Below are 26842 nucleotides of genomic sequence, written 5' to 3'. Positions count from 1 at the left end.
CTCACGGCATCGCCGCACGTAGACCGCTATATGGAGACCGGAGGGCATGGTTTGCCCGAATCAGGCGCACACGGTGGCGAAGGCCGCCCAGAGCACCGGGGAGTGCTCGATCCGGCCGGTGTCGCGCCATGCGGTCATGCGGTCGCGCTGCCATGCGGCGAGGGCGGTCACCGGGTCGGGTTGTTCGTGCGCCGCGTCGATGGCGCAGACGGCTTCCTGCAGCGGGAGGGCGTGCGCGGGCGCGCCCGCGACGCGCTGGAAGGCGAAATCCGTGGGCAGCGCCCACCGGCCCGCGGTGACCAGTTCCGCGCCGCCGGTGATCATCGCGGCGGTCAGGCCGAGCGCTTCGCTGAACCGCAGGTCGCCGCCGCTCTCACAGGCGATCAGCGCGACCCGGCTCGGCATCGGCCACAGCCGCGCGCCGGCAACGGGATCCGCGTCCAGGGTGTGCGTGCCGAGCAGCAGGTCTTTGGCCGAGAGCGGCCGGTGTGTGCGGGCCGGTTCGGCGAAGCCGATGGCATCGGCGGTGCAGGCGAGGTGCAACTGGGCGTCCTCGCTGCGACCGGATTCGGGCGCGGCGGCGGAGACGTGCCCGACGTAGATCAAGCGGCTCGCGCCCGCGCGCAGGACGGCGCCGAGCCAGTGGCGATCGACATCGGTGCGCCGGAAAGCCGCCACCGGGTCCGGTGCCGCGGGCCGCAATCGGCCGTTCGCGGCGTACTCCGCCATGCGTTGCGCGAGCGGGGCTTCGGCGGTCATCCGGCCCAGCACCGAGCCCAGTGTCGAATCGGCGCGGAAGCCGGGAACGCGCGGATCCAGCACCGCGACGACCGGACCCGCGGCGGTGTCCGTCCAGGTGCGCGCGATCCGGCCCGGCGCTTGCACCACACTCGCCGCGGCGAGCAGGCTGACGTCGGCGATGTCGATCAACCGGACGTCGTGGTCCGGCGCGATGATTTCCCACGGCACCTGGGCGACCCGCGGTGACGGTTGCAGCCGGATATGCGGGCGCACGCCGCGCTGCCACAGCTCGTAGAGCTGCGCGGCCAAGCCGTAGGGCAGCAGCGCCCGGGAAAGCTCCTGCGCCACGGAGTATTCGCGCTCGTAGTCGGCGAACGCGCCGGTGGTGAGAGCCCCCTCGAGGCCGCCGGGCTCGGCGGGGTGCGGTAGCGCGCCGGCCAGCAGGGCTACCGCGCGCATCGCCGCGTCTTCCGGAAGCACACCCGCGCCCCGGGGTGCGCTGTCGTCGACCCACCGCCACGACACGTAGATGTCTCCCGCGTCCGCCATGCGGACGAGCACCGTCGGTCGCGTCATACCGTCAGCACCCGATCGTCGCGGATCACCCGGCCGTAGCGCTGTTCGGCGGCGGCGATGAACGGCGCGAGCGCGATCCGTCCTTCCGCGGCCAGGGCCAGGCGCGGCGGCGGCGCGACCGGCAGGCCGACGCCCGCCGCGACCTCGGCCAGGGCGGCGCCCAGCTGCAGGGCGGCGCTGCCGGGGTGATCGGTGAAGTCCTCCGGCGGATCCGGCAGTTCCAGCGGAAGCCGGGTCGGAGTGGCACGCTGCGTCCGATCCAGCGCCAAACTTGTTCCCGCGCATTGTGTTTCGATCAAGTCGGCGACGAGGACGCCATCGCCGGAAAGGTAGGCGAAGCGGAAAGCCAACCGCATCGCCGGATCGGCGATCTGCCGGTTCCACTGCTCGCGCTGCGTGCCGTTCGGCAATGTGTGACGGACGGCGTCGATGGCCAGCGCGGCCGGAACGGCGATGCCGACCGCACGCCCGAGCAACTCCGCGGACGGCGACGCGGTCGCGCTGATCGCGCCTTCCAGCAGCGTCGCGTGCCAGAAATCGAGCTGGGCGCAGTGCAGGCCGAGGCCGCGTTCGGCATAGATCGCGAACGCCGCCGCGAGCAGCTGCTCGCATTCGTCGACCCGCCCGGCCTCGAACGCCACGGTCGCCGCGCGAATGCGCAGGTCTGCGGCATCGAGCACCGCGCCGGACGCGACGAAATACGCCAGGCTCCGCTCGTAGCAGTCCCGCGCACTCGCCGGATCACCGCGGCCCTCGGCCAGGAATCCCATGATCTTGAGACCGATCCCGGCCCGGTGCTCCAACCCGGCTCGCTCGAAATAGGCCTGACTGGAGCGCAGCGGCGTCTCCACCTCGTCGTAACGCTCGAGGCGGACGAGCATGGTGGCGAGATTCTGTTCGGTCTCGGCGACCGCGTTGCGATCGCCCGCGGCCTCGAACGCGGCGAGGGCTTGCCGCGCGAAATCGACCGCCAGGTCGCGGCGGCCGGTCTCGAAGTACGTGGCGGCCAGGTTCATCAGTGGATGGCCTGCCAGTTGCGGTGCGAAACGGCGTGCCGCCGCGAGCGACTCGGTGGCCAGTTCGGCGGCGTAGGCCCAGCTCTGGCGGTGCAACGCGACGGCGGTCAGCGAGAGCAGGCAGGCCACGCGCAGCACGCCCAGATCGGTGTCGGTGTTGTCGGCGAGCAAGGCGCGTGCCTGTTCCAGCGCCGCCTGCGCCGCGTCCAGCTCGCCGAGATGCTGTAGCGCTTGCGACATGTTGACCAGGGCGTTCGGCCGCAATCGCGGAGCGTCCTCGGGCATTTCGGCCAGTGCCGAGCGGTAGAGGGCGAGCGAGGCGGCGTGGTCGCCGAGCTCGTCGGCCATGCTCGCGGCGTTGATGATCGCGCCGAGCCGGATGTCGCCGGTGGTGCGCTCGGCGGCGTCCTCGAACAGGCGCTTGGCCTCGGCCGGGTCCCCGCCGGTGTAGGCGGCGGCGCCCGCGGCGAGTAGTTCCCGGCCGTCGTCCGGTGTCTCGTCGGCCATGTCAGAAGTCCGAATCCGACGCGGCGGCGGCTATCTCCGCCAGCAGCGGCGCGTCCACCGGGTTGTCGGGCGCGTCGTCCGTGCGGCGCAGCCGCGCCGTGACCAGGTCGCGAATCCGTGCACGCCGGTTCTCGGCGTCCGGTTGCGGCTCGTCCACGCCGACGCCCGGCACGTAGACGTGCACGCGCACGCCCGCTTCCGCACCGGCCGGGGCCGCGGTCTCGGCCCGCCAGAGTTCGCCCTCGCGGACCAACGGCACGTCGGCGGCGTCGGTCGCGGTGCGAATTCCGGCGCGGGGATGCAGGTGCGCGGGAACGTCCTCGGCCGAGAGCGGGGCGGCGACCGCGCTCACCCGCACGATCGTCGCGCCGGCCTCGCGCACCACCTCCCAGGACACGGCGCGTTCGGAGGCGTCGAGCAGGCCGGGCGGGCAGCGCTGCCAATCCCAGCCCGCGGTGCCCCTGGCCAGGACGAGCGCGCCGGGCGCAGCGCGGGTGGCGGGCCCGGCGGCCAGCGCGTAATCCTCCGCGCGGCCAAGGGGTTCGGCGGCCGCGCGTTCTTCCGGAGCCGCGTCGGCGCCGTCGACGATCAGGTCGCATTCCTCGCTCAGTGTGGCGATCTCGTCCTCGAGCAGGCTCTCGTCCAATGGGGCGATGCCGTCCAGCGTCGACGCGGGCCACCAGCGCGCCGCCCAGCGGGCGTACCCCAGCCGCCAAGTGCGGGCGGCGAGATCCGGCAGCGCCGGCTCGGCCCGGTATTCCCCTTCGCCCGCTGTTTCGTCGAGGGCGAGGGCGACCTCCTCGCCGTACACCGCCCAGACCCACTCCTGTGCGAGGGCCAAGTCGTCGATCACGGCCGCCGGAGTGACCTGCTCGCCGAGCAGGCTCCACGTCAAGTGGCCGCCCGCCACCTCGAGCACGAGCACGTCCACCCCGGCCGTGTCGTCCACGACGGTCGGCGCGTCGTCCGGCGCGATGATCCACAGGCCGTCTCGACGGCGGATGCGTACGGTCGTCATCAGCTCGCCTTCGATTCCGCCGCGTCCGGCTCACCCGCGCTCGCCCGCACGCTCAGCACCCGCTTGACCCGCGTGCGATGGTCCAGGATCACCGACCGCGCCACCCCGTCGAGCAGATCCCACAACTCGTCCGGGTCGTAGATCGCGAACTCCCGGACATCCCTGCCGTGCAGGCGCACCCACAATCGGCGCAGGTACGGCCGCCACGGCGTGGTCAGCTCGACGGCGATGGCGGCCAACGGGCCCGTGGGCGGCTCGGCGGACACCACCAGCCGCCGCGCCTGCAACACATAGGCTTCTCGCTGCCACCGGCTGTTGACCACTTGATGCGCCGTGGATCGCGTTGTCTCGGGTGTGGTTTCGGCCAGACGCAGACGCGGTCGTCCCGTCGACGGGCCGCTGCGGTGCTCGATGGGCGCCAAGCCGCTCGCCAGCGCGGTTCCCGCCGTCGCGGTCACCCGCAGCGACTCGTCCAGCAGCGCCCACGGTGCGCAACTCCGGGCGATCTCGGCGTCGACCAACTCGGGGATCGTCGGCAGCTCCGCACGATCGGTGGACGCCTGCAACACGGTGAACACCCGCTCGTACACGGTGCGATCGAACGGGAGCCCGAGGGTCGATTTCGAGGCCGAAGAGCCGATCGTGGGGCGCTGCGGCACCGGATGCGCGGTCAACCCCAGCTCCTGAGCGGACTGCTCGGAGGCGTCCTGCCACAACCGAATTCCCGTGTGGGTACCGGCATGGGTCGCGACCAGCCGGTCCAGGATCCGCTGTCCGTCGGCGTCGGCGCCGAGTCGTGCCGACGCACAGGCTTCCAGCAGTTCGTCCACCTCGGCGTCGTGGTCGCCGCCCGGCGGACCGGTGAGCGGACGCCGCCGCCAGGCCAGCTCGAGCAGCCCGGCCAGTTCCCGTTCCCGGTTGTGGTCGGCGAGGTACTCTTTCAGCGCCTGCGTGGTGCGTCCCGCGGTGTACTCGTGGATCTCGCGCAGCGCGTCCCCCGCGAGCGCACGAGCCCGCGCCGGGTCCGGCATGCCCGAGGTGGTCGCCAGCTCGAAACAGCGCTGGAAGTACAGATCCTGCGGATGCCCCTCGGTGATCCGCAGCGTGCGCCGCACCTGCTTGAGCACCGTGAACCAGGCCGCCGTCGCCCGCAGCACATCCGCCGCGGCCTGGATCCGCGCCTCCAGCAACACCGCGCCGTCCGCCGTCAGGATCGGCCCGGCGCACAGCGGATGCTGCACGGGGCGGATCACCAGCGGGTCGAGCAGGAGCTTCACCGTCCGGCGCAGCGGACCACCGTGCGGGCCGCTGAGCGGTTCGACACCGCCGAGCTTGCGCCACACCTCATCGAGCACCATGGCGCGCGGTCGTCGCATGGGCTGAGTGTATTGGCCACGACTTCATCCCGGAGCCGTCCGTGTGGCGTACCGCACACCACCGAATTCGACGCCTAAGGTCGGACGCGGTCCGCCCATCAGGGGCAACTGAGTGGAGGGATTCGAAGAATGAAGTTCGAGAGAATCACTGCCGCCGTTGTCATGGCCATCTCGGCCGTGGTCATCACTGCGGCAACCGCCCACGCAGAGCCGCCCGTAATGGAGCAGCCGACTGCGGTGATCGACAACGGTGCGGTGGTGCTCGAGCCCGGCGCCGAAGCGACGGCGACCGAAGTGCCGCAATGGGACCCTGTCGACGGGAGTTCGATCGCGATCGCGCAGCACACCGAGGCGGACGGCGGCACCATGACGCCGACTCCGACGGCGGAAGATATCGCCCAACTGGAAGACATCAGCTCCTACGACCGACTCAAGGAGCAGATCAACAAGAACCTGCCCGGCGTCGTCGGCGGTGCCATCGTGGGCGGCCTCCTCGGGGCGTGCATGCCTCTGATCTGGGGCGTCAGCATCCCCGTGGGTGTACTGATCGGTGGAACCGTCGGCGGATACGCCGCGGGCGGCCCGGAGTTCCTCGACGCCGTACAGGCGTTCGTCGCCAACCAGGGGAGGTGAAGTAGCGGTCAGGTATCGCGACGCGCCGCCAGCCCGTCCAGCACCCGGTCGAGCCCGTAGCGGAACTTTCGCTCGCGCAACTGTTCCGGGTCTTGGTCCCAGTTCTCCTGCACGATCCGGGGGAACTCGCGCGCCGCTTCTTCGGCGGCAGGCCGTAATCGGGCCAGCCACTCTTTCTCGGTCTGCCCGCTGCGCGCCAGCATGGTCAGATAAGCCGCCTCGGTGATGCCCATGCCGACCACATAGCTGATCACGGTGCCGATGCCGGCGGGCGCCTCCTCGGCGGGGAAGCCGCCCGCTTCGAACAACCCCACCATCCGGTCGTTGAGTCGCATCACGTTCGGCCCCAGGTACGACAGCCCGACCTGGCCGAGGGTCGAGGCCATCCACGGATGCCGGAGAATCATCGCGCGCAGGCTCTGCGCGCACTCCAGCGTGGCGCTGCGCCAGTTCGCCGGGTCATCGATCTCCGGGACGCTGATCTCGCCGTAGACCTCGTCGACCACCAGCTCGATCAGCTCGTCCCGATTGGCCACGTGGCGGTAGAGCGAGGTGGCGCCCGCGTTCAGACGGGCGCCGAGCTGGCGCATGCTCAGCGCCTCCATGCCCTCCGTGTCCAGGAGCGCGACGGCCTCGGCCACGATCTGCTCCCTGGTCAGGGCCGGTTGCTCCCTGCCCCGCCTCGGGCGTGTCCACACCGACGCCACCTGCTGTTTCTCCGCGGACATAACGCTCCTTCCGTCGACCGCCACCATAGCGCACGTCGTTCGCTTGTGCGTACGTTCGTTACATCTAAGTACGTTGTGCGCATAGGCGAACGTCGTACGCTCGTTGCTGGAAATCGTGACCATGTCGCGAGAAGAGCTCGATGTCGTAGGGCGCTCCGCCTCTCGGGCGGTGGGGTTCAGAAGCTCAGGGGGCTGATCCGCGCGGCGGTGCCGCGGCTGGGCAGCATCGCCGGGTGGCTTCATCGGGCGGAGGGCGGGGGATGTCCGGCCAGGATGCGGTTCAGATCGACGCGTAACGGGGCTGTCGCGGCTTGCCCACCGGCGGTGGGTAATTCGGTCAGGATCCGCCCGGCCAGTTCGCGTAGTCGCACGTTGGTGTGCTGGGAGCAGGACCGCAGCAGCGCGAACGCTTGCTGCTCGCCGATCCCGTACACCAGCATCAGCATCCCTTTGGCCTGCTCGATCACCGCGCGGCCGGCCTCGAACGCGAACCTATCGGCATCACCGGGCGGTAGGGGCTGTTCGATGTCCACATCCCACCCCTACCCAAGGTGTGGCGTGCAGAAAACCCCTCCCCACGAAAAGGAAAAAACCTGTATCGCAGGGTGTAGACATTCTGGAAGGTGAGGTGTACATTCGCTGTCGTTGGAGATGAGAAGTCTGGTTGGCCGGGCAGGTGAACTGCACCGGAAGCAAGATCCACCATCCCCTCCGGCGGAGAAGAGAAACCGGTGCAGTCGGCCGGGCCGCCGGAGGGGATGACGAACTAGACAGGTCCGGCGCCCCAGGAGGTGGTTACTGAACAGCTCTTCCCAGATTCCGCGTCCCGGGCTGTTGCCGGGCGCGGTCCCCGCGGTCGACTCTTCCGTCCGACCGGCGGGATCGACGTGAAACCCCCTCGATCCCAGGCCCCGGCGCACCACGCGCCGGGGCCTGTCGACGTTGAACCCCCAGAGGTGTTGTGCAGCAACCGAACGACCCCATCGACCCCGCTGACCCGACCGACGCTTCCAGTGCCGCCGACCGGCTGGATGACGAGGACTATCCCGCCTACAGCATGGGCAGGGCCGCGGAAATCCTCGGCGTCACTCCCGCCTTCCTCCGCGGCCTGGATGCCGCCGAACTGCTGACACCGCAGCGCTCACCGGGCGGGCACCGCCGCTACTCCCGCGCCCAGTTGCGGATCGCCGCGCGGGTCCGCGCGCTGGTCGACGCGGGGACACCGCTGGAGGCGGCGTGCCGGATCATCGTCCTGGAAGATCAACTCGCTCGAGCCCGCGAACTCAACGCCGAACTCACCCGACGAGATCCACCCGCGCCGGACCGCGACAGCTGAACTCCGATCAGCCGCGGCCGCGGGTGCCCAGTTCGGCCCACACCGTCTTGCCGGGCCCGTGGTAGTCCACACCCCAGCGGGTGGCCAGCTGATCGACCAGGATCAATCCCCGCCCGCCGGTGTGATCCGGTCGGCGGATCCGCGCCGGAGCGGGAGAAGCGTCGTCGACCTCCACACGCAACCAGCCGCCGCGGTCGACCACCATCAACCGGCAACCACGCGGCGCGCGGGCATGCACGACAGCGTTGCAGGCCAACTCGTCACACAGCTGCACCGCATCCTCCACCCCGATACGGGCGAGCGGGGCGAGCAGGCGCCGCACCGCGGCCCGCAGCTGCCCCAACGACACCACCTCGAGATCCCACTCGACGACAGTGCCGTCAGCGCGTTCGTCGGCGCGCACCGAATCCAGTGTCGAAACACCCACCTTGCACCCCCTCCTTCCACTAGCCGCGGTACCGGCCTCCACGCGGACAGCACCACCTCGTCCACGACATACCCCCGCAGCTCGCCCACGAAAACCACCGTCTCCACCCGCACCGCGGCGACATGAGGTGTGGAGAATCGCTGCCGGCCGGGGTTGCATCCTGTACCTGGGTACAGGCTTACCGTGGCGTCATGACGATGATCACGCCCTCCGCCGGGGACTGGGTGCCGGATTCGTGCACCCTGCCCACCGCCGAGCAGCCGGTACGGGTCGCGGAGTTCGACCGGTTCTTCGCCGAGTCGGTGCAGCGGGCCGATCGGCCGACACGCACGCGGCTGGACCTGCTGTTGGACCTCGACGCCGAACCTGTCGGCCGCGATCTGGCCGCCCGCGAGTCCGCCTGCTGCTCGTTGTTCGCCTTCACCTTCGAAACCACCACCACCGGGCCTGTGCTGCGCGTCGAGGTCCCCGACACCCAGGGCGAAGTCCTCGACGCGCTCGCGAGCCGGGTCGATGCCGCGATCGGCGGGAACCGACGTTGACCGGGTTGCGCACCGGCCGGCTCGCCGCGGCCGCCGGAGTGAACGCCCAGACGCTGCGCTATTACGAACGCCGCGGGTTGCTCGCCGAACCGGACCGCTCGCTGGGGGGACATCGGCTGTATCCGGAGCAGGCGTTGACGGTGCTGCGCGTGATCAAGGCCGCCCAGCGGCTCGGGTTCACCCTCGACGAGGTCGCCGACCTGCTCGATGTCACCCACTTCGGGCACCGCCGAGCCGACACCGGACTGCAGGCCCGCGCGGCGGCGAAGCTGGCGCAGGTCGATGCGCAGCTCGTCGAGCTGACCGCCGTGCGCGACACCCTGCGTGCGGCACTGGAGGCCGGGTGCGACGACCTGATCGCGTGCAGTGAAAGTCCATGCTGCCCGGTGCCCTTCAGCGAAGGGCGCGACCGCGACAGTGCCGCCGGTGCTGGAGGCGACTGTGACTGCTGAACCCACCGGCTCGCGGCGTTGGTGCGCCGATCGGTCGGGCGCGTTGCTCTGCGTCGGTTGCTGCGTGGCGCCGATCCTGCTCGCCGCGGCGTTCTCGGCGGCGGCTATCCGGCGGGGTACGGGGTGAGCCACCAGACGTCGTGTGTAATCCACGGTGGGCTGTGCCCAGACACGCGTAAGCGGACGTTGTCGTGAAAACTCACCATCAAGCTCCCGTCGTCATCGACGGTGACGTCGTGAACGGTCAGGTCGAGTACTTCGGCCAGGCGTAGCAGCGCTAGTCTTTCGTCGTCCGATTCCGCTGAGACCAGGACAGCGGGGTCCGGCATCACAGTAAAACTGCTGTCGATGTAGAGCCGGACTTCCTGCGGAGATGCTCCGTCACGATTATCGGCGAATGTCACGTACGGCCACGCTTGCCGAATGCCGATTTCAACGACGAAGCGTTCGCGCAGGAGGGCGGGAGCATCGTCGCGGGTCATGACTGATTCCCGGCGACCGTGAGGTCGATCCACTCCACGGTCTGGGTCGGCCGTATCAGGTAGGGCATCCAGGTCCTGTCTGTCGATGCGATGTGCTCGGTACGGCGAGAATCTCGAGCAAAGCCAGGTCGTTGCCCGCTTCGGCGACCCCGATTCGTCAACTATCGCCGGAGGTGGTCCATTGCACGTCGGGCCTGCTGTTCGGTGGTCCGCTGGATGTCGTCGATATCGGCGGTGGTTGTGGGCGCGACTCCATGGGAGTGGCTGAATTCGAACCTCATGGCCACTTCGATATAGAGGTTGTCATCGAGGACGCCGATCTGATAGTTGACCCAGGTAGTCGCCCCGATTTCGATGACTTCGCGCTCGTAGTATGCCTTTTGCCCCAGATTCGGCACGTCCCCCCTCGACCTGTACTCCATGTGAGGCTCCCACGCGGGGTTCGCCTGGCTCTCATAGAGGGTGCTGGCACGGCGGTGTGAGGGCCATACCGAGGCGGAGACGGAGATCGTTGCGTCTATGGCCGTTCCGGGGGCCTGTGCATACCGGCCGCGCATAGCGCTCGATGCGGTGCAGTCGTGGTGGCGATCGCCGATAACAGGGTTGTGGTCGCGTTCTCGCGTGGTCGAATCGGCGTCGGTCCATTTTCGTAGCACCGAGCCGTCGATGAGACCGCAGGGATCCATCGCGTTTTCCGCGGCGTAGGTCGTCTTCGTCCAGGGGAGTTTGCCGGAGGACACCGAGTCGAACGCGATGAAGGCGACCGCGACGATTCCCGCAATCAGCAGGGTGATCCACACGATACGGCGCGGTGTGCGTGGCTTGCCCGTCCGTGGCATGACACCACGCCTTGGCTGTGCGCTGTCAGGGTGTTCGGTGTGCGACATCGGGATCCATTCGTCGGCCGTGTTTCTGCCCCGTGATCATCTTCGGTTGAGCTGACGAAGTCCTTAAGGCTCGGTTATCACCATCGATGTATCCACCCCGCTCGTCGAGCGAGCAGACCGGCCGGTGAACCCACTGGCCTCGTAGGGTCGTGCTCGCGCCGGAAGATCCGGCGACACGCGGCGGGCGTGTCTGCTGGGTTGCGGGTAGGCCCAGCTGCGAGCATGAACCCCGATGTCGGGTGCGAAGAAGAAATCAGCCCGCCGCCGCGCCAGGCGATCCGGCGGTGACATGTCTTGGGTCTCACCGCGCGGTGAGGCGGGGTGGGTCGCGGCGATGCGCACGCATATCTGGCATCGCCGATACCCGCCGTCCTCGGTGATGCAGGCGCTGGGTACCCCCTGCGGTCACTCCGTGCCCTCCGCGGACCTGCGGGTGTTCGCCGGGCTGGACATCATGATGCGGATACGCGGCTGGACGTTCCTCGGGGAATGCTCCGGCCCGGAAGTCCTCACCTGGATCTACGAACCCTCCGACGCAGGCGAACGCTATCTCGACCGCGGTCTGGAGCCGGTCACGGCGATCGCGGCCACCCTCGACCGCTCGCTACCGACCGACACCGTGCACGACTGCGAAGTCGAAGTCCTGCTCGTCGGCACCCCCTACAGCCAAGCCCGCCTCACCGGCCTGACCGGCCTCACCTCACACCTCACACTCATCGAGGCCCACCACCCCGGCGACCCCATCACCCTGCCTTTCCCCCTCGGCCGCGCCCGCGCCACCGACCGCGCCGACCAGCCTTCCATCAGCGCCGATCGATGATGCGGCAGGTCGGTGACCAGCGATAAGATCATGAACAGGTCGGGGAACCGCAGAAATTTCGATCTCGGAAGGAGATGAGATCGATGGGCGCCTTCGGCCTCGATCTCGGCGCCGGCCTCCACGGGGTCCTCAGATGGCTGGCCGTCACGTTCGGAATCGGATACGGCCTCAGCTGACCAATGCGCCGCACCCTCGCCGGAGCCCGGCTCGCGCTGATCGAGCGGGGCTCCGGCCGTTCAACGAGCGATCGTCCAGAGCGGACACGACGAGATGGCCCGCTGGGTCAAAGTCGAAATGCCCGGCCGACCGCGTCGGTCAGATCAGTCTCGATCATCGCGGTGTCTATCTCGATAGCGGGCAAGTGCAGGCGTGTGGTCTCGTTGCGAATGCGGTCGGTGAACAACCGGGCGCGGTCGAGCAGGTTCTGTGCGGCACGCTCCGGGTGACGTGTCCTGGCGGGGATGTCCCAGCCGCGCCGGTCGAATGCGGCCCGGCGGAACTCGGGTGTCGGAAGCAGCCACACGCCGTGCGAAACGGTCGGGAGCAGGGGCGCGACCAATCGCGGCAGCAGGCGGAACCCCTCGGCGATGACACCGGTTTCGGCAGACATACCCAGCAGGTCCTCGACTATGAAACCGAAACCCTCACCGTGGAACCAGTGAAACGTCTCCAGCATCGTCTCAGGTGATCGGTTCACCCAGCGTTCGTCCATATCCATCGCTCGGAAGCGGCTGAGCAACGGCGCGTCATCGGACGTGCTGCGGGCAGCGTGGTCGCGCATCGCCTCATCGGTCGAATACACCCGCAGCCCGTGCCGCGTCGCGAGATTCCGTGCGATCGTCGTCTTCCCCGCGCCGCTGCCCCCACCGATCCAACGGACGTGTCGAAGCCGCTCACGCAATACAGTCGCGGGGACAGATCGGATGTCCATCAGATCGAGTATTACAACCGAACCGGCTCCTACCGGCATCCGCACAACTATCCGTCCAGGTGATCCCCCGCAGTCGCCCCGTATCGCCGCGTTCAGGGCCCGTCCACGCTCTCGGCTGCACCGATGATTTTCGGAGCGATCCGCCGTCGATGTCTCTGTAAGGACATGATCATGGACCTTCCCGAGGGGTGGTCGGCAGATGATCTCGCAGACAGGGAGAGGAATCCAGGCATGACGAGACCGTTCCGGTTCGGGGTCGTCGCCCCGCTCAGGACTGACGTGCCGACGTGGCGAGACCGCGTGCGCCGCATCGCCGACTGCGGCTACTCGACGCTGCTGGTGCCCGACTTCCCGCAGACGCAACCGGCGCCGGGCCCGATGCTGGCCACCGCCGCGGCCCTGACCGATCTGCGCGTGGGCACGTGGGTGTACGCCTCTCCGCTTCGCCCGGCCTGGCTGACGGCATGGGAAGCGCATTCGCTGTCGCTACTGACCGACGGTCGCTTCGAGATGGGCATCGGCACCGGCAGGCCGGGAATCGAGGACGAGCTCCGCGACAAGGGACAGCCCGCCGTACCGCCGCCGAACCAGCGGCTGGCGCAGGTACGCGAGACCGTCAGGGCGCTGCGAGATCTCGACGGCCCGGACCGTCACACGCCGGTGGCGATGGCGGTATACGGTCCGAAGGCCCGGGCGTTGGCGGCCGAGGTCGCGGACACGGTCACCTTCGTGCTGGGGGATCAGCCTCGGGGCGCGGTCGAGCGGCTGGTAGGTGAGTTCCGCACCATCGGGGATGCCGAACTGGCGCTCGCGGTTCCGGTTGTCGGCGACACTGTCGCGCCGCACATGGCGCCCCCCGACACCGACCCTGCCGCGTGGCGCGCGGCGGACGCACTGACCGTACTTCCGGACGACCCGGCGGCCGCCGTCGAGGAAATTCAGCGCCGACGGGAGGAGATCGGCTTCTCGTATTTCGTCTTCGGCGCCGACTTCGCCGAAAGGTTCGCCCCGGTCGTCGCCGAGCTCACCGGACGTTAGCCGGACGGCCCGTCGAGGATGATCGTGTCGTTTTCCCGCCAGCTTGTCGCTGTTCGCGGCTATACCCTGCGGTCCATGACACTCGACAGCAGGACCGTTGTCCAGGCCGCGTGGCGTGCGTTCGCCAGCCATGATGCCGAGCAGATCGCGGCATTCTTCACCACCGACGCGGAGTGGCTGGCGCCGTCCGGCAACGCGACCGCGGTCGCGCTGAACGGACCCAGTCACATGGTCGGCCGCGCGGCCATCACGCAGTTTCTCGCGAACGACTTCCCGCGCTTGTTCGTCGCCGATGTGGTGGTGGACTTCCACGGCTTCTATGCCGACGGTAATCGGGTGATTGTGGAGGAGACGATGAGTGCCACGCTGGCGAACGGAAATCGATACGTCAACGACTATTGTTTGGTATTCGAGTTGCGCGACGGTTTGATCCACCGGGTTCGGGAATACCTGGATACCGCACGGGGCCATCGGGATTTCTTCGGTGATTCGGCTACCACTACCAGCGGCGATCCCAACTCGCGTCCTGATCACGAAGTCCGGTCGGCGTAGTAGTTGTCGCGGGCCGAGACATCGACGGCTCTCGCCGCCGCGGATCGTCCCGATTCGAAGTCATGGAATGTAATTTTTGGTCGGCGGGCGAGATGGCGGCCGCGTTGCAGCGCTGCGTTGGACGCCGTGACTAGCCGGAACATGCTACGGCAGGTAGCAAGGGAGTTTTCGTCGTGACCGTTGATCTGTCCGGGGCGCGTTGGTTCAAGAGCAGCCGCAGCTCGGGAGGCAAGGAATGCGTAGAGGTGGCGTTTCTTGACGGTGGTCAGGTCGGCGTCCGTGACTCGAAGAACCCGACCGGACCGGCGCTGGTGTTCACCCCCGGCGAGTGGGACGCGTTCACCTCTGGCGTGAGCGACGGCGAGTTCATGCGCCCGTAGCAGTAGCGATCCCTGCGGCCCGGCCCCCTGTCCTCGAAAGGACAGGGGGCCGGGCCGTTTTCGTTGTGTCTGTCGATCGAGAAGTCACAACCCACCAGCCGACATCCACCGCACGCATCAAGATCAACGGCACATGGTCGAGAGCTCTTCTCGCGAAATGCCACAGCCATGTGCCACTCGACGGCACCGCCGCGTTGGGGAACGGTGGTCGGTTGGGATTGAGGTTGGGTCCTCTACCTGCGGAAATGCGGAAAACCTGGGATCGGTAGGGCGCGAATCGTTCCTACCTTTTTCTCATCGGCCCCACACAAGGGGCCGGGGAAACGGAACCAGGGGCCTCCGCCCCGCAAACGACAAGGACAGACCATGAACACCACTTCGCTCCGCATCGCCGCCGCCGCTTTCGCCGCCACCGCCGCGGTCGCCGTGCTCACCGGCTGCGGTGACAGCAAGGGCAGCTCGCCCGCCGCGCCCGCTCCGTCCTCGGCGCAGCCGGCCGCTCCGGCGGGGAAGTCGGTCGCTTCGGTCGACGGCAAGGCCTTCGACGCGAAGTTCGACACCACTTGCGCGAAGCAGGGCGGCACCCTGGCGCTCGCGCTGACCGACACCGCGAACTCCGCCTACGGCAACCTCACGGTGAGCGCGACCATCACCGACGCGAACACCGTGCAGGCCGTCGGGATCGCGGGCAGCAAGGGCGGCGACAACGGCCTGCCCTACGCGGTCGGCTTCGGCAACGGCATGCCGGGCGGCTCCGCCACGGTCGTCAAAGACGGCAACACCTTCAAGGTCACCGGCGAGGGCGTGGGCGCTCCCGACCTGACCAACCCGCTGGCCGGCCCGAAGACGTCGAAGTTCGACATCACCTTCGCCTGCTCGTCCATCGTCGGCGCCTGATCGCCGCATGTTCTCCCGGTCCGCCCCGTCATCCCGCTCGAACCACCGGGATGACGGGGCGCGGCGAACCCCGAAACCGCACACCGAAAAGGAAAAGTCATGAAAAAGATCCGTCTGCTCGCCCTCGCCCTCGGGGCCGCCGCGATCGGCTACTACGTCTACCACGCCGTCACCTACGTCCCCACCAGTGACTGGGAGCCCTCCGGAATGGGCTGGCTCGGCTTCGAGATGGCGCTGCCGATCCTCGCGTTCACCCTGGTCCCCATGGTCTTCGCCTTCACCGGCGAAGGGATCATGATCGCCTTGACCGGACGCAACAGCGCGGAGTTCCGCGAGGGGCTCACCGGCCTGGGCACCGTCCGGTCGGTGCGGCAGACCGGGGTCACCGTCAACGACCAGCCGCAGGTCCACGTCGAGTTCAGCGTCGAAGGCGCGGACGGCAAGATCTTCCACTCCTCCGCGAAGATGATCGTGCCGTTCACCGAACTGGCTCTGCTGCGGGCCGGGGTGGTGCTTCCGGTGCGTTACCTGCCCGGCCGCACCGACCGGGTCGAGGTGGACCTGTCCGGCGACGCGTCCGCCGCGCAGCACGCGATGAACGAGTCGCTGATCCGCAAGGGCATGACCACCCGGCGCAAGCTCGACATCGCCGAGCGGGGCATCGCTACCCAGGCGGTGGTGCAGTCGCTGTCGGTCACCGGCACGATCCGCGATGGACACACCGAGGTCGAGCTCGGCTTGGTGGTCACCCGGCCGGACGGCTCCACCTTCACCACCCGGGTGACGAAGTTCCTCGCCCCGGCCGGTGTCGCCCAGGTGCAGGTGGGTCGCATCCTGCGGGCGCACTACTTGCCCGAGGACGAGAGCGAGGTCGTCATCGCCCTTCCGGTGAACGCCTGATGGGTGGGCCGGACGAAATCCGAGCCGGTCCCACCGAGAACGAGGCAGCCGTTTTCCGACACCCATGCCGCGCCGATTCGAGATCATCGAACCGGCGCGGCTTTCGTTTGTTCCCAGGTCTGGTGGTCCGGCAATTTGAGGGTTACCTAATTGGGCGGTTGTTCACTTTGCCGTCCCTTCCGGATTGTCCGGATGGTTTACCGTGCGGCCATCGGCCCAACCCAGGAGTCACCGTGAGTCTGCAGCCACTCGCCCTTTTCGTGAAGCACGACGGACAGTCGTCGCGCGCCGCCGTGACATGTGAGTACAAGTGCGCGAACGCGTGCTTCCACGAGACGCCGAACACCTCCTCGGGCGCCTACTTCGGCGACATCGTCAGCTCGCTGAACCGGCGCGGGCTGATCAAGGGCGGCGCGGCCGCCGTGCTCGCGGTCGGCGCGGGCAGCGTGCTCGCCGCCTGCGGTGACGACGAGCCGAAGCCCGTGGTGTCGGCCTCACCCGCGGGCCCGCCCGGAACCGGCACCGATTTCGCCGCCGTCGCGCCGAACAAGGAAGACGCCGTGGTGATCCCGGACGGCTACGAGCAGTCCGTCGTGATCCGCTGGGGCGATCCGCTGTTCCCGGACGCGCCCGCCTTCGACTTCGACAAGCAGACCGCCGCCGCGCAGGCCAAGCAATTCGGCTACAACAACGACTTCGCCGCCCTGCTGCCGATCGAGGGCCAGGCCAACGGCTACCTGCTGGTGGTCAATCACGAGTACACCACCAGCCCGCACATGTTCCGTGGCTACAACAAGGACGCGCCGACCGACGAGCAAATCGCGGTCACCATGGCCGCCCACGGGTTGACCGTGGTGGAGGTCAAGGGTGAATCCGGTTCCGGCAAGCTCGTTCCCGCCTTCGGCAAGTACAACCGCAGGATCACCGCGACGACCGAGTTCAAGTTGACCGGTCCCGCCGCGGGCAGCGAGTTCGTGAAGACCTCGGCCGATCCGACCGGCACCACGGTGCTCGGCACCTTCGCCAACTGCTCCGGCGGCCTGACGCCGTGGGGCACCGTGCTGTCCGGCGAGGAGAACTTCAACGGCTACTTCGCCAACGGCGACAAGGTGACCGAGTCCGCCGCCGCGGCCCGGCTCAAGCGCTACGGCTTCGCCGCGGGCAAGACCGCCAACCAATGGGAGCGCGCCGACAAGCGTTTCGATCTGGCGCAGGAACCCAACGAGGCCAACCGTTTCGGTTACGTGATCGAGGTGGACCCGTGGGACCCGAACTCGAGGCCGATCAAGCACACCGCGATGGGCCGGCTCAAGCACGAGGGCGCCACCATCTACGTCACGAAGGACGGCGACGTCGTCTCCTACACCGGTGACGACGAGAAGTTCGACTACATGTACAAGTTCGTGTCCTCGCGCAAGATCCAGTCGGGCACGGGCGCGGCCAGCATGCGGCACAACCTGACCATCCTGGACGCGGGCACCCTCTACGTCGCCAAGCTCACCGGTGATCACGCGGACAAGATCGACGGCACCGGCGCGAAGCCGTCGGACAAAGGTTTCACCGGCACCGGCCAGTGGATCCCGCTGCTGGAGACCGGCGCGGACGGCAAGGGCAAGTCGCTGGTCGACGGCATGAGCGCGGAAGAGGTGGCGGTGTTCACCCGTCTGGCCGCCGACAAAGTGGGCGCCACCAAGATGGACCGCCCGGAGGACTTCGAGGCCAACCCGTACACCGGCAAGGTGTACGTGGCGCTGACCAACAACGACAACCGCGGCGCGGAGGGCAAGCAGGGCCCCGACGAGGCGAACCCGCGCAAGCTGAACAAGAACGGCCAGGTCCTGGAGATCGACGACAACCACACCGGCACCACGTTCACTTGGTCGCTGCTGCTGGTCTGCGGTGATCCCGCGGCGGCCGACACCTATTTCGCCGGATACGACAAGTCGAAGGTCAGCCCGATCTCCTGCCCGGACAACCTGGCCTTCGACCCGTACGGCAACCTGTGGATCTCTACCGACGGCAATGCCCTGAAGTCGAACGACGGCTTGTTCTCGGTGGTGCTCGACGGCCCGAATCGCGGCCAGACCAAGCAGTTCCTCACCGTCCCGCGCGGTGCGGAGACCTGCGGCCCGGTGGTGAGCGAGGCGCGGGTCATGGTCTGCGTGCAGCATCCCGGCGAGGCCGACGACGCCACCCCCGAGAACCCGTTGTCGCACTGGCCCGACGGCGGCACGGCCCAGCCGCGCCCCTCGGTCGTGGCGGTCTGGAAGAAGGCAGGCGGCCGCATCGGGGTCTGACGACCACAGCCGCGGCGCCCCACCGGCCCCTGCAACCACGGCCGACCACCCTCCGCGGCTTTTCCCACGGGTGGAGCCGCTACTCGACTGGGCGAGTAGCGGCTCCACTCTCATCCCCGGCGACTCCCGTGATCGCCGATCGTATCCACCTTCGCCACAGCGCGATTGCGCGCCAAGGTCACCCAGGGGCCGGGCCCCGCGCGGCCGGAATCGCCATGGACTCCAAGCTGGTCGACGCGGCCCAGGCCGCTGGCGCAAGGTCAACGCACCCGAGTTGGTCGCCCTCGTCCGCAACGGCACACTGTTCCACAAGGGCAAGCTCCTCGAACGCCCCCGCGAAATCATCCGCGCGTCATCTACCGACCCGGCCGAAACCGGAACAGAGGTCGCCGGAAACTCAGGATCCGAGTAGTTGACAATTACGGGCACAAGAAACCGACAGACAAACGAACAAAGAGCGAGCCGTCATGCTTTACACCTGGGTCGAGTCCGCCGGAGGGCCCCTGCTGATCGCCCCCGAATCAGAACTTGGTCACTGGGGCGGCGTATCCGGCATGGACGGTTCGGTAGAAACATGGGGCGACTACGGCCGAGCCTGCTCGGTCGAGGGATACATCGGCCTGGTCGAGATCGGCTCTCAGCAGGCATTGGTCCTTGGAGACGAGCCCGCTCGCACGACCTATCTCCCAGCCGAGCGGGTGTTCCTGCGATGGGCAGCGGCCGACTCCGAACAAGAACTCGTCGCCGCAGCGCGGCAAACATTACAAGAACACATCACATGGGATCGAGACGAAGACCTCGTGTGGGAAGTACGAGAGCCCGTCATGCTTTTCGAGGCGGCCTGTCCGGGAGCTGAGATCGAACTCGGCAACCAGCTCCGCATCGCGCTGGATCCAGGGCGTTACCGAGTCCGAGCAACCTACATCAAGGACCCGGACAACTGGATGATCCTCGTTCAGCTCCAGCCAACCGTCGACAAACACCTCAACGGCACCACTCCGACGGAGGCGCCTGATCAGAGCAGCTGAGCACACCGTTTACCTGCGGTTATCCGCTGCCGGTGGCGCCGCTCATGTTCGCGAACCGGGCGAAATCGCCTTGGGCGCCGCTGTAGACGTTGAGGTCGACGCGGCCCGCTATGCCGGGGATGCTGCCGCTGTCTGTGGTCTGCCAGAACGTCCACGTGGACCAGCCGCCGGGGACTTCCGGTTGGGCGTTGCCGCGATAGTCGGCGATCCACAGCGGGTAGTCGGCGAACTCGGTGGTGTCGGCCATCGCGGTATGCCAGAAGTTCGGATAGGTGTAGAGGATCGGGACGCGGCCGGTGAGTGCTTCCACAGTGTTCAGGTAGCGGCGAGTCCAGTCGATCAGGGCCGCCGGGCCGAGACCGCCGGTGTTCTCCAAGTCCAGCACCGGCGGCAGGTCGAGCGGTCCGTTCTGTCCCAGCGCCACCGCCGCGTACATCGCGGCCTGCGGTTCGGGCGGCAGATTGGGCCGGGCGTAGTGGTAGGTGCCGCGAGCCAGGCCGGCCGCGCGCATCAGCAGGCTGTCGGGCACGAAGTACGGATTGATGTAGTTGAGCCCCTCGGTGGCCTTGACCATGGCGAAGTTGTGGCCGGCGCGCTTGACCGCGAACCAGTCGATCAGACTGCCGTCGGTGTGCTGCCAGGAGGAGACGTCCGGACCGGTCGGCGCGGCGGTCGCGGGCAGCGCGGTGGCGAGGATGCCGGACAGTGCGATCAGGGACAGCGCCGCGGCGCGGCGAGTGGTCGACCTCCAGGTGTCCATGCCGCACGACGATAGCCATTCGCTTTGGCTGTTACCAGTGTGACGGATGGGATGTCCGACGTGTCCTCAGCCGAGCCAATCCAACACCGAGGCCGCCGTCCACGACTGCTGCATACTGCCGAGCGGTTCGCCGGTGAACGGCTCGTAGTACTCGGCGAAACTGCCGTCGCTGGCCTGCCGCAACCCCTCGGCGCGCAGCATGAACGAGCGCTCGGCCCAGCCGCGCCGCGCGAAGACCCAGGAGAACAGCCAGCTCATCACCGGCCACACGGGGCCGCGCCAGTACTCGCGGGAACGGAAATCCTTGGACACCGGCGACGTCGAGGGCGGCAGCGCGTAGCGCAGATCCGGATGCCCGCAGAAGCGCGGGCCCTCGAACAGGCGCAGCAGAGCGCGCTCGCTGTCGCGGGGAAGACCGCCGCACAGCAGCGGCGCGAACATCGAGAGCGTCTCGGTGTTGATCCACCGCTGCAACCGCACGTCGAAGTCGCGGGCAGCGCCGGTGCGCGCATCGGTCGTCGCGACGACGCCGGCGCGAAACCGGTCGGCCCAGGCGTAGAGATCGCGCACGTCCGCGTGCGGCTGCTTGTACTCCTCGCCGATATTGGCCAGCACCTCGCAGGCCAGCGAGAAGATGCCGGTGACGAACACGTCCTCGACGGCGAAGCTCATGGTGGAGGCGAGCTGGTAATCGTCGTAGCCCGCGCGGCGCATCTGCTCGACCAGCCACAGATAGCGGTCGTACTCGCGGTCGGTGGGGCGCTGGGTCGGATCGGACACCACCAGCACGTCCTCGCGCCGGTAGGGCGGCAGGTCGCCGGGGACTACGTGCTCATAGGCGCGATCCCAGCGCGGCGAGTTGTCCATCCCGGACTCCCAGCCGTGATACAGCGTGATGCGGCCGGTCTCCTTGGGATCGCGGGCATGCGCCAGCCAGCGGTGCCAGCGCACCAGGTCCGGCCAGCGCCGGTTGAGGAACTCCTCGGCCACGGCCCTGGTACTGCGGCCGTGCCGTCGCGAATGATCCAGGATCCGCTGCACCGCGATGGCATGCACGGGCGGTTGGGTGATCCCCGAGGTGTCTGGGCCGTCCGGCGCGTTGGCCGCCAGTTTGCGGCACTCCCAGCGGGCCGGGCCGGGGAAGTAACCGTCCACGCCGTTGGCGAAGACGATGTGCGGGATCATGCCGTTCTTCCACTGCGCCGAGAGCAAGGTGTCCAACTCGACCACCGCCCGCTCCACGCTCAGCGGCGCGAGCCCGACCGCGACGAACGCCGCGTCCCAGCTCCACATGTGCGGGTACAGCCGGGGCGCCGCGCTGGTCATCGTGCCCAGATCGTTGCCGCGCAGCAGGTAGGCAGCGCGGGCCGCGAGCTGGGTGGGGGTGAAGCCCGGATGTGCCATCCCCCTATTCTGCGATGTCACCCGCAGATATGCCCGCTCAGCGGTGCCCGTTTCGTCCCCATCCGATCGGCCCGCGGCCGGTTCTTGTTCGGCGGTTCTCACTTTCGCACGCCCCGTCCGTGATTCGCTGCTCGAGATTCTCACCTCGATTCAGCCTGCATCGCTAGTCGTTCGTCCAGTGCTACCGCTTTTTACGCCTTCTTTCCCCCGCCGGTTACGGTGGGGCCCATGACTTCCGCCGCGAGCCCGAAACCGACCGCGTTGATCACCGGTGCCAGCCGCGGCCTCGGCGCCGCGATCGCCCGCGCGCTCGCGCCCACGCACGACTTGCTGCTCGGCGCGCGATCGGTGGAGTCGCTGCGCGGGATCCTGGCGGAACTGCCCACCGCGCAGGGCTGGCCGGTGGAGTTGACCGACTACGCCGCCGTCGCCGAAGCGGCCGCGCCGATCCGGAGCCTGAACGTGCTGGTGCACAACGCGGGCATCGCCGATCTCGGCACGATCGCGGGATCCACCGTCGAGCAGTGGCGGAATACGTTGGAAGCCAACCTCATCGCGGTCGCCGAACTCACCCGCCTGCTGCTGCCCGCGCTGCGGGCGGGCCGGGGTCACGTGGTGCTGATCAACTCGGGCGCGGGGCTGCGCGCCAACGCGGGCTGGGCCTCCTACGCGGCGAGCAAGTTCGGGCTGCGCGCCTTCGGCGACGCGTTGCGGCAGGAGGAGCCGGATTTGCGGGTGACCTCGATCCATCCGGGGCGCATCGACACCGATATGCAGCGCGAGATCATCGCGGGCGAGGGACGCGAATACCGGGCTGAGGACTTCCTCACGCCGGAGACGGTGGCCTACGCGGTGCGCTCGGCCATCGATACCCCCCGTGACGCGCACCCCACCGAGGTCGTGCTCCGACCGTACTGAATCGTGGACGCCCCTGCCGTCACCAGCGTTCGCTCGGCTGTCGACGCGCACCCCACCGAGGTCGTGCTCCGACCGTACTGAATCGCAGACGCCCACGGCGTCACTCGCTCGGCTGTCGACGCGTAGCCCACCGAAGTCGTGCTCCGGCCGTGCGAATGCCGTACGCCCCCCGGCGGCGGAAGCGGTTCGCTCGGCTGTCGACGCGTGACCCGGTCACGCTCGACGACGTGCTGCTCCCGCCGCGCTGATCAGCCGTCAGGCGACGATGTTCACCAGGCGGCCCGGCACCACGATCAGTTTGCGCGGCGGCGCTCCGTTCAGCAGCGCGGCGATCTTCTCGTCGGCCAGCGCGGCCGCCTCGATCGCCGCGTTGTCCGCGTCGGCCGCCACCTGAACCCGGCTGCGTACCTTCCCGTTCACCTGGATCGGGTACTCCACCGATTCCTCCACCAGCAGAGCCGGATCGGCGACCGGGAAGGGGCCGTGCGCCAGCGAGGCGGTGTGGCCGAGGCGCTCCCACAGCTCCTCGGCGATGTGTGGGGCCAGCGGCGCCAACATCAGCACCAGCGGCTCCACCACCGAGCGCGGCGCGCCGTCCGGGTAGCTCTTGGTCAGGTGGTTGGTCAGCTCGATCAGCTTGGCGCCCGCGGTGTTGTCGCGCAGCGCGGCGAAATCCTCGTCCACGCCGGCGATCGTCTTGTGCAGCAGGCGCAGCGTCTCGCCGGTCGGCTCGGCGTCGGTCACCCGCAGGGCGCCGGACTCCTCGTCGACCACCAGACGCCAGGCGCGCTGCAGGAAGCGGTGCGCGCCGACGACGTCCTTGGTCGCCCACGGCCGGGAGGTGTCCAGCGGACCCATGGACATCTCGTAGAAGCGGAAGGTGTCCGCGCCGTACAGGTCGCACATCTCGTCCGGCGAGATGGCGTTCTTCAGCGACTTGCCGATCTTGCCGTATTCCTGGCGCACCGGGATCTCCGCGCCGGTGGCGTCGGTCCAGAAGAATTTGCCGTCGCGCTCGACGACCTCGGCGGCGGGCACGTACGCGCCGCGCTCGTCGGTGTAGGCGTGCGCCTGGATGTAGCCCTGGTTGAACAGTCGCCGGTACGGCTCGCTCGCGGACACGTCACCCAGGTCGTAGAGCACCTTCTGCCAGAACCGGGCGTACAGCAGGTGCAGCACCGCGTGCTCGACGCCGCCGACGTACAGGTCGACGCCGCCCGGATCGTCCGGTCCGCCGACGTCGGTGCGCGGGCCGAGCCAGTACGCCTCGTTCTCCTTCGCGCAGAACGTTTCCGCGTTCGTCGGGTCGGCGTAGCGGATCTCGTACCAGGAACTGCCCGCCCACTGCGGCATGACGTTGGTGTCGCGGCGGTAGCGCTTCGGCCCGTCGCCCAGGTCCAGTTCGACTTCCACCCAGTCGGTCGCCTTGGCCAGCGGCGGGGACGGCTCGGAATCCGCGTCGTCCGGATCGAACGTCACCGGGGCGAAATCGTCCAGCTCCGGCAGCAATACCGGCAGCATCGATTCCGGCAGCGCGTGCGGAGCGCCGTGCTCGTCGTACACGATCGGGAAGGGCTCACCCCAGTAGCGCTGACGGGCGAACAACCAGTCGCGCAGTTTGTACTGGATGGTGCCCTTGCCGTGGCCGTCGGCCTCCAGCCGGGCGATCATCGCCGCTTTGGCCTCCTCGACGGACATGCCGTCGAGATAGCCGGAGTTCACCAGCACGCCCTCGCCCGCGTGCGCGCCCTTCGCCAGGTCGCCGCCGCTGATCACCTCGATGATCGGCAGCCCGAGGACGGACGCGAACTCCCAGTCGCGGTGGTCGTGCCCGGGGACGGCCATGATCGCGCCGGTGCCGTAGCTGCTCAGCACGTAATCGGCGATGAAGATCGGCACGGCCTTGCCGTCGGCCGGGTTGATCGCGTAGTTGCCCAGGAAGACGCCGGTCTTCTCCTTGTTCTCCTGGCGCTCCAGATCGGACTTGGCCGCGATCGACTTGCGGTAGGCCGCGACGGCGTCGGCCGGGGTGGCGGCGCCGCCGTTGGTCCAGCGCGAGTCGGTGTTCGCCGGCCACGCGGGCGCGGTGAGCTTGTCGACCAGCTCGTGTTCCGGCGCGAGCACGACGTAGGTGGCGCCGAACAGGGTGTCGGGCCGGGTGGTGAAGACCTCGATCTGCTCGCCGTCGGCGTCGAACTTCACCTGCGCGCCGCGGGATCGTCCGATCCAGTTGCGCTGCATCGACTTCACGTTCTCCGGCCAGTCCAGCCGGTCCAGGTCGTCGACCAGCCGATCGGAATAGGCGGTGATGCGCATCATCCACTGCCGCAGCCGCTTCCGGAACACCGGGAAGTTGCCGCGCTCACTGCGGCCGTCGGCGGTGACTTCCTCGTTGGCCAGCACGGTGCCCAGACCGGGGCACCAATTGACCACCGACTCGGTCTGATACACCAGCCGGTGCGAGTCCAGCAGCGCGCCGCGCTCGGCCGCCGACATAGTGTCCCAGGACCGGCCGTCCGGCACGGCGCGCACGCCGGAGGCGAACTCGGCCGCCAGCTCGGCGATCGGGCGGGCGCGGTTCAGTTCGGTGTCGAACCACGCGTTGTAGATCCGCAGGAAGATCCACTGCGTCCAGCGGTAGTACTCGGGATCGGTGGTCGCGAACGAGCGGCGCCGGTCGTGGCCGAGGCCGAGACGGTCCAGCTGGCGCTGCATCGTGGCGATGTTCGACTCGGTGGTGTCGCGCGGGTGCGCGCCGGTCTGCACCGCGTACTGCTCGGCAGGCAGGCCGAAGGCGTCGTAGCCCAGGGCGTGCAGCACGTTGCGGCCGTGCATCCGGTGGTAGCGCGCGAAGACGTCGGTGGCGATGTAGCCGAGCGGATGCCCGACGTGCAGGCCCGCGCCGGACGGGTACGGGAACATGTCCTGGATGAACAGCTTGTCGGCCGGGGTGGGGCCGGCCAGCGGCCCCACCGGGTTCGGCGCGTGGAAGGTTCCGCGTTCGTCCCACGTCCGCTGCCACCGGCGCTCGATGCGGCCGGCAAGCTCCGCGTTGTACCGGTGCTCTGGTACATCGCTTTCGGTTGCACGTGTGTCTTGCACGGTCCTGCCTTCTTGTGGTCTCGCCGATCCCCGACAAACTTCGTCTATCAGGGTAGAACGTCCCCTCCGATGGACCGAAAATCGGGCTGGCCTGGACTTTGCGGACGTGTTCGCCGTCGCACCGCCCGTCGGCGGCGCGGCGGCGCCGATGCGCTAGCCTGCATAGGTGTTCGTCGTCGCTCTCGTCCTGTTCGTGCCTGCCGTCGTGGCCGTCACAACCGGCGCCCTCGGACTGACCGGCCGGTTGCCCCGCAATCGTTTCTTCGGCGTCCACACCGAGGCCGCGCTGTCCACGGACGAGACCTTCCGCGTCGCCAACCGGGTCGCCGCGCCCACCTCCATCGCGGCCGGAGCGCTGCTGTTCGCCGGTGGTCTGGTCGGGCTCGCCGCGGGTGGCGTCGTCGCGCTCGCGGTCGCGGGTGTCGCCGCCCTGGTCGCCCTGTTCACGCTCGGCGCGGGCGCCAATGCCGCAGCGCAGGCGGCCGCCGCCATCGCGCCGCCGCCGGAGACCGGTGACTGCGGCAACTCCTGCGGCGCCTGCTCGCTCCGCGACGCCTGCCAACCGGCAGGCTGACGTCGGCCGCTCGCGCCGGGCCGCGGTCAGCCGGGCCGACAGATCGTCATTCCTGAACAGCCCATAGCCGCGCGCATTCGCAGCGTGCCGAGTAAGAGGCTCACGCCCTGCCTTCCGCACACGGCGGCGGTGCGACACTGCGCGACAGCGGGCTGCCGACCGGAGTGATGTAGAGCACGCACAGCAGTACCGGCGCGGTCCCGGCGTTGCGAGCCAAGTGCGGGTAGCGCGGTCCGCTCGGTTCCCGGAAGACCCGCCACCGCCGATAGGCGACCGGCGCGCAGTCCGCGCCGGGGTGATCCAGGGTTCCCCGCGCTACCAGCACGAACAGTGTCCCGTCGTGGTAATGCCACCCGCTGCTGCCGCCGGGCTCGATGAGCGTCTGGCGCAGGATGAACGCCCATCGCCCCACGGCGAGCCGGAACAGCACACGACTCGCGGTCCCGTGCGCGGGCGCCGCGTTGACCTCGAATTCGCCCCACATCCCTCGATCGAATCACCTCGGACAGGCCGCTCCAAA

General features: G+C 68.6%; 28 protein-coding genes and 1 pseudogene. 15 read left to right on the top strand and 14 right to left on the bottom strand.

Going from position 1 to position 26842, the window contains the following annotated elements:
- Nucleotides 1–60: 60 nt before the first annotated feature.
- From GVY64_RS25765 to GVY64_RS25750, 4 genes are read right to left on the bottom strand one after another with little or no spacing between them, the layout of a single operon-like run.
- Nucleotides 61–1317: a CHAT domain-containing protein gene (locus GVY64_RS25765; RefSeq protein WP_159846488.1), complete on the bottom strand. Its 1257-nt coding sequence runs from the start codon at nucleotides 1315–1317 to the stop codon at nucleotides 61–63.
- A complete protein-coding gene (locus GVY64_RS25760) occupies nucleotides 1314–2840 on the bottom strand; it encodes a tetratricopeptide repeat protein (RefSeq protein ID WP_159846485.1) in 1527 nt (508 codons plus the stop codon). The genes GVY64_RS25765 and GVY64_RS25760 overlap by 4 nt, the downstream gene beginning before the upstream one ends.
- Before the next feature lies 1 nt (nucleotide 2841).
- A complete protein-coding gene (locus GVY64_RS25755) occupies nucleotides 2842–3858 on the bottom strand; it encodes a hypothetical protein (protein ID WP_159846482.1) in 1017 nt (338 codons plus the stop codon).
- Entirely contained in the window at nucleotides 3858–5216 is a 1359-nt protein-coding gene (locus GVY64_RS25750; RefSeq protein ID WP_159846580.1) for a hypothetical protein, read from the bottom strand. The genes GVY64_RS25755 and GVY64_RS25750 overlap by 1 nt, the downstream gene beginning before the upstream one ends.
- 180 nt (nucleotides 5217–5396) lie before the next feature.
- Here GVY64_RS25750 and GVY64_RS25745 point away from each other — a divergent pair, with 180 nt between their 5' ends.
- Nucleotides 5397–5867: a hypothetical protein gene (locus GVY64_RS25745; RefSeq protein WP_236567173.1), complete on the top strand. Its 471-nt coding sequence runs from the start codon at nucleotides 5397–5399 to the stop codon at nucleotides 5865–5867.
- Between the two features lie 8 nt (nucleotides 5868–5875).
- Here the strand turns inward: GVY64_RS25745 and GVY64_RS25740 are convergent, their stop codons facing one another.
- Together GVY64_RS25740 and GVY64_RS39185 are read right to left on the bottom strand one after the other, a co-directional pair.
- Complete coding sequence (locus GVY64_RS25740) at nucleotides 5876–6595, bottom strand: TetR/AcrR family transcriptional regulator (RefSeq protein WP_159846476.1); 720 nt, start codon at nucleotides 6593–6595, stop codon at nucleotides 5876–5878.
- Between the two features lie 239 nt (nucleotides 6596–6834).
- Nucleotides 6835–7128, bottom strand: a complete 294-nt coding sequence (locus tag GVY64_RS39185; RefSeq protein ID WP_442939630.1) for an ANTAR domain-containing protein — start codon at nucleotides 7126–7128, stop codon at nucleotides 6835–6837.
- Nucleotides 7129–7556: 428 nt separating this feature from the next.
- Here GVY64_RS39185 and GVY64_RS25730 point away from each other — a divergent pair, with 428 nt between their 5' ends.
- Nucleotides 7557–7931: a MerR family transcriptional regulator gene (locus tag GVY64_RS25730; protein WP_159846473.1), complete on the top strand. Its 375-nt coding sequence runs from the start codon at nucleotides 7557–7559 to the stop codon at nucleotides 7929–7931.
- Nucleotides 7932–7938: 7 nt separating this feature from the next.
- Here the strand turns inward: GVY64_RS25730 and GVY64_RS25725 are convergent, their stop codons facing one another.
- Entirely contained in the window at nucleotides 7939–8358 is a 420-nt protein-coding gene (locus GVY64_RS25725; RefSeq protein ID WP_159846470.1) for an ATP-binding protein, read from the bottom strand.
- Between the two features lie 191 nt (nucleotides 8359–8549).
- On the opposite strand from GVY64_RS25725, the gene GVY64_RS25720 reads away from it, so the two are divergent.
- Complete coding sequence (locus tag GVY64_RS25720; RefSeq protein ID WP_236567172.1) at nucleotides 8550–8900, top strand: hypothetical protein; 351 nt, start codon at nucleotides 8550–8552, stop codon at nucleotides 8898–8900.
- Nucleotides 8897–9352, top strand: a complete 456-nt coding sequence (locus GVY64_RS25715; RefSeq protein WP_159846467.1) for a MerR family transcriptional regulator — start codon at nucleotides 8897–8899, stop codon at nucleotides 9350–9352. The genes GVY64_RS25720 and GVY64_RS25715 overlap by 4 nt, the downstream gene beginning before the upstream one ends.
- Nucleotides 9353–9456: 104 nt before the next feature.
- Here the strand turns inward: GVY64_RS25715 and GVY64_RS25710 are convergent, their stop codons facing one another.
- Both GVY64_RS25710 and GVY64_RS25705 read right to left on the bottom strand, forming a co-directional pair.
- Entirely contained in the window at nucleotides 9457–9834 is a 378-nt protein-coding gene (locus tag GVY64_RS25710) for a hypothetical protein (RefSeq protein WP_159846464.1), read from the bottom strand.
- Between the two features lie 161 nt (nucleotides 9835–9995).
- Nucleotides 9996–10721, bottom strand: a complete 726-nt coding sequence (locus tag GVY64_RS25705) for a hypothetical protein (RefSeq protein WP_159846461.1) — start codon at nucleotides 10719–10721, stop codon at nucleotides 9996–9998.
- A gap of 289 nt (nucleotides 10722–11010) precedes the next feature.
- On the opposite strand from GVY64_RS25705, the gene GVY64_RS25700 reads away from it, so the two are divergent.
- Complete coding sequence (locus tag GVY64_RS25700; RefSeq protein WP_159846458.1) at nucleotides 11011–11541, top strand: hypothetical protein; 531 nt, start codon at nucleotides 11011–11013, stop codon at nucleotides 11539–11541.
- A gap of 283 nt (nucleotides 11542–11824) precedes the next feature.
- On the opposite strand, the gene GVY64_RS25695 is transcribed toward GVY64_RS25700, so the two are convergent.
- On the bottom strand, nucleotides 11825–12472 hold the full coding sequence (locus tag GVY64_RS25695; protein ID WP_159846455.1) for a hypothetical protein: 648 nt from the start codon (nucleotides 12470–12472) through the stop codon (nucleotides 11825–11827).
- Between the two features lie 231 nt (nucleotides 12473–12703).
- Between GVY64_RS25695 and GVY64_RS25690 the strand changes: the two genes are divergently transcribed.
- From GVY64_RS25690 to GVY64_RS25655, 8 genes and pseudogenes are all read left to right on the top strand, one after another.
- On the top strand, nucleotides 12704–13510 hold the full coding sequence (locus GVY64_RS25690) for an LLM class flavin-dependent oxidoreductase (protein WP_159846452.1): 807 nt from the start codon (nucleotides 12704–12706) through the stop codon (nucleotides 13508–13510).
- Between the two features lie 24 nt (nucleotides 13511–13534).
- Complete coding sequence (locus GVY64_RS25685; RefSeq protein ID WP_236567170.1) at nucleotides 13535–14062, top strand: nuclear transport factor 2 family protein; 528 nt, start codon at nucleotides 13535–13537, stop codon at nucleotides 14060–14062.
- Between the two features lie 173 nt (nucleotides 14063–14235).
- Nucleotides 14236–14442: a DUF397 domain-containing protein gene (locus GVY64_RS25680; protein ID WP_159846449.1), complete on the top strand. Its 207-nt coding sequence runs from the start codon at nucleotides 14236–14238 to the stop codon at nucleotides 14440–14442.
- A gap of 366 nt (nucleotides 14443–14808) precedes the next feature.
- Nucleotides 14809–15339: a lipoprotein LpqH gene (locus tag GVY64_RS25675; protein WP_159846446.1), complete on the top strand. Its 531-nt coding sequence runs from the start codon at nucleotides 14809–14811 to the stop codon at nucleotides 15337–15339.
- Between the two features lie 99 nt (nucleotides 15340–15438).
- The gene (locus GVY64_RS25670; RefSeq protein ID WP_159846443.1) at nucleotides 15439–16239 is read left to right on the top strand and encodes a hypothetical protein; all 801 of its coding nucleotides are present in this window, start codon (nucleotides 15439–15441) and stop codon (nucleotides 16237–16239) included.
- A 233-nt stretch (nucleotides 16240–16472) separates the two neighbouring features.
- Nucleotides 16473–18536: a PhoX family protein gene (locus GVY64_RS25665; protein WP_159846440.1), complete on the top strand. Its 2064-nt coding sequence runs from the start codon at nucleotides 16473–16475 to the stop codon at nucleotides 18534–18536.
- A 132-nt stretch (nucleotides 18537–18668) separates the two neighbouring features.
- A pseudogene (locus tag GVY64_RS25660) lies at nucleotides 18669–18948 on the top strand (IS256 family transposase); the annotation flags it as partial.
- A gap of 55 nt (nucleotides 18949–19003) precedes the next feature.
- Nucleotides 19004–19564 carry an Imm21 family immunity protein gene (locus GVY64_RS25655; protein ID WP_159846437.1) on the top strand — a complete coding sequence of 187 codons (561 nt, stop codon included), beginning with the start codon at nucleotides 19004–19006 and terminating at the stop codon, nucleotides 19562–19564.
- Nucleotides 19565–19583: 19 nt separating this feature from the next.
- Here GVY64_RS25655 and GVY64_RS25650 read toward each other — a convergent pair whose 3' ends face one another.
- Together GVY64_RS25650 and ggh are read right to left on the bottom strand one after the other, a co-directional pair.
- Nucleotides 19584–20324: a glycoside hydrolase family 25 protein gene (locus GVY64_RS25650; protein ID WP_159846434.1), complete on the bottom strand. Its 741-nt coding sequence runs from the start codon at nucleotides 20322–20324 to the stop codon at nucleotides 19584–19586.
- Between the two features lie 66 nt (nucleotides 20325–20390).
- Complete coding sequence (gene ggh, locus GVY64_RS25645; RefSeq protein ID WP_159846431.1) at nucleotides 20391–21728, bottom strand: glucosylglycerate hydrolase; 1338 nt, start codon at nucleotides 21726–21728, stop codon at nucleotides 20391–20393.
- Between the two features lie 228 nt (nucleotides 21729–21956).
- Here ggh and GVY64_RS25640 point away from each other — a divergent pair, with 228 nt between their 5' ends.
- Nucleotides 21957–22646 (top strand): SDR family oxidoreductase, encoded by a 690-nt coding sequence (locus tag GVY64_RS25640; protein ID WP_159846428.1) that lies wholly within the window; start codon nucleotides 21957–21959, stop codon nucleotides 22644–22646.
- Nucleotides 22647–22901: 255 nt separating this feature from the next.
- Here the strand turns inward: GVY64_RS25640 and leuS are convergent, their stop codons facing one another.
- Nucleotides 22902–25748 carry a leucine--tRNA ligase gene (leuS, locus tag GVY64_RS25635; protein WP_159846425.1) on the bottom strand — a complete coding sequence of 949 codons (2847 nt, stop codon included), beginning with the start codon at nucleotides 25746–25748 and terminating at the stop codon, nucleotides 22902–22904.
- Between the two features lie 166 nt (nucleotides 25749–25914).
- On the opposite strand from leuS, the gene GVY64_RS25630 reads away from it, so the two are divergent.
- Nucleotides 25915–26322, top strand: a complete 408-nt coding sequence (locus GVY64_RS25630) for an SdpI family protein (RefSeq protein WP_159846422.1) — start codon at nucleotides 25915–25917, stop codon at nucleotides 26320–26322.
- Nucleotides 26323–26422: 100 nt separating this feature from the next.
- Here the strand turns inward: GVY64_RS25630 and GVY64_RS25625 are convergent, their stop codons facing one another.
- Nucleotides 26423–26806, bottom strand: a complete 384-nt coding sequence (locus GVY64_RS25625; RefSeq protein WP_159846419.1) for a hypothetical protein — start codon at nucleotides 26804–26806, stop codon at nucleotides 26423–26425.
- Nucleotides 26807–26842: the final 36 nt, after the last annotated feature.

Origin of the sequence: Nocardia sp. CY41 (assembly GCF_009829325.1) — a bacterium.
Classification (GTDB): Bacteria; Actinomycetota; Actinomycetes; order Mycobacteriales; family Mycobacteriaceae; genus Nocardia.
Note: the sequence above shows the minus strand (reverse complement) of the source record. Positions and strands in the feature narration are given on the sequence as shown.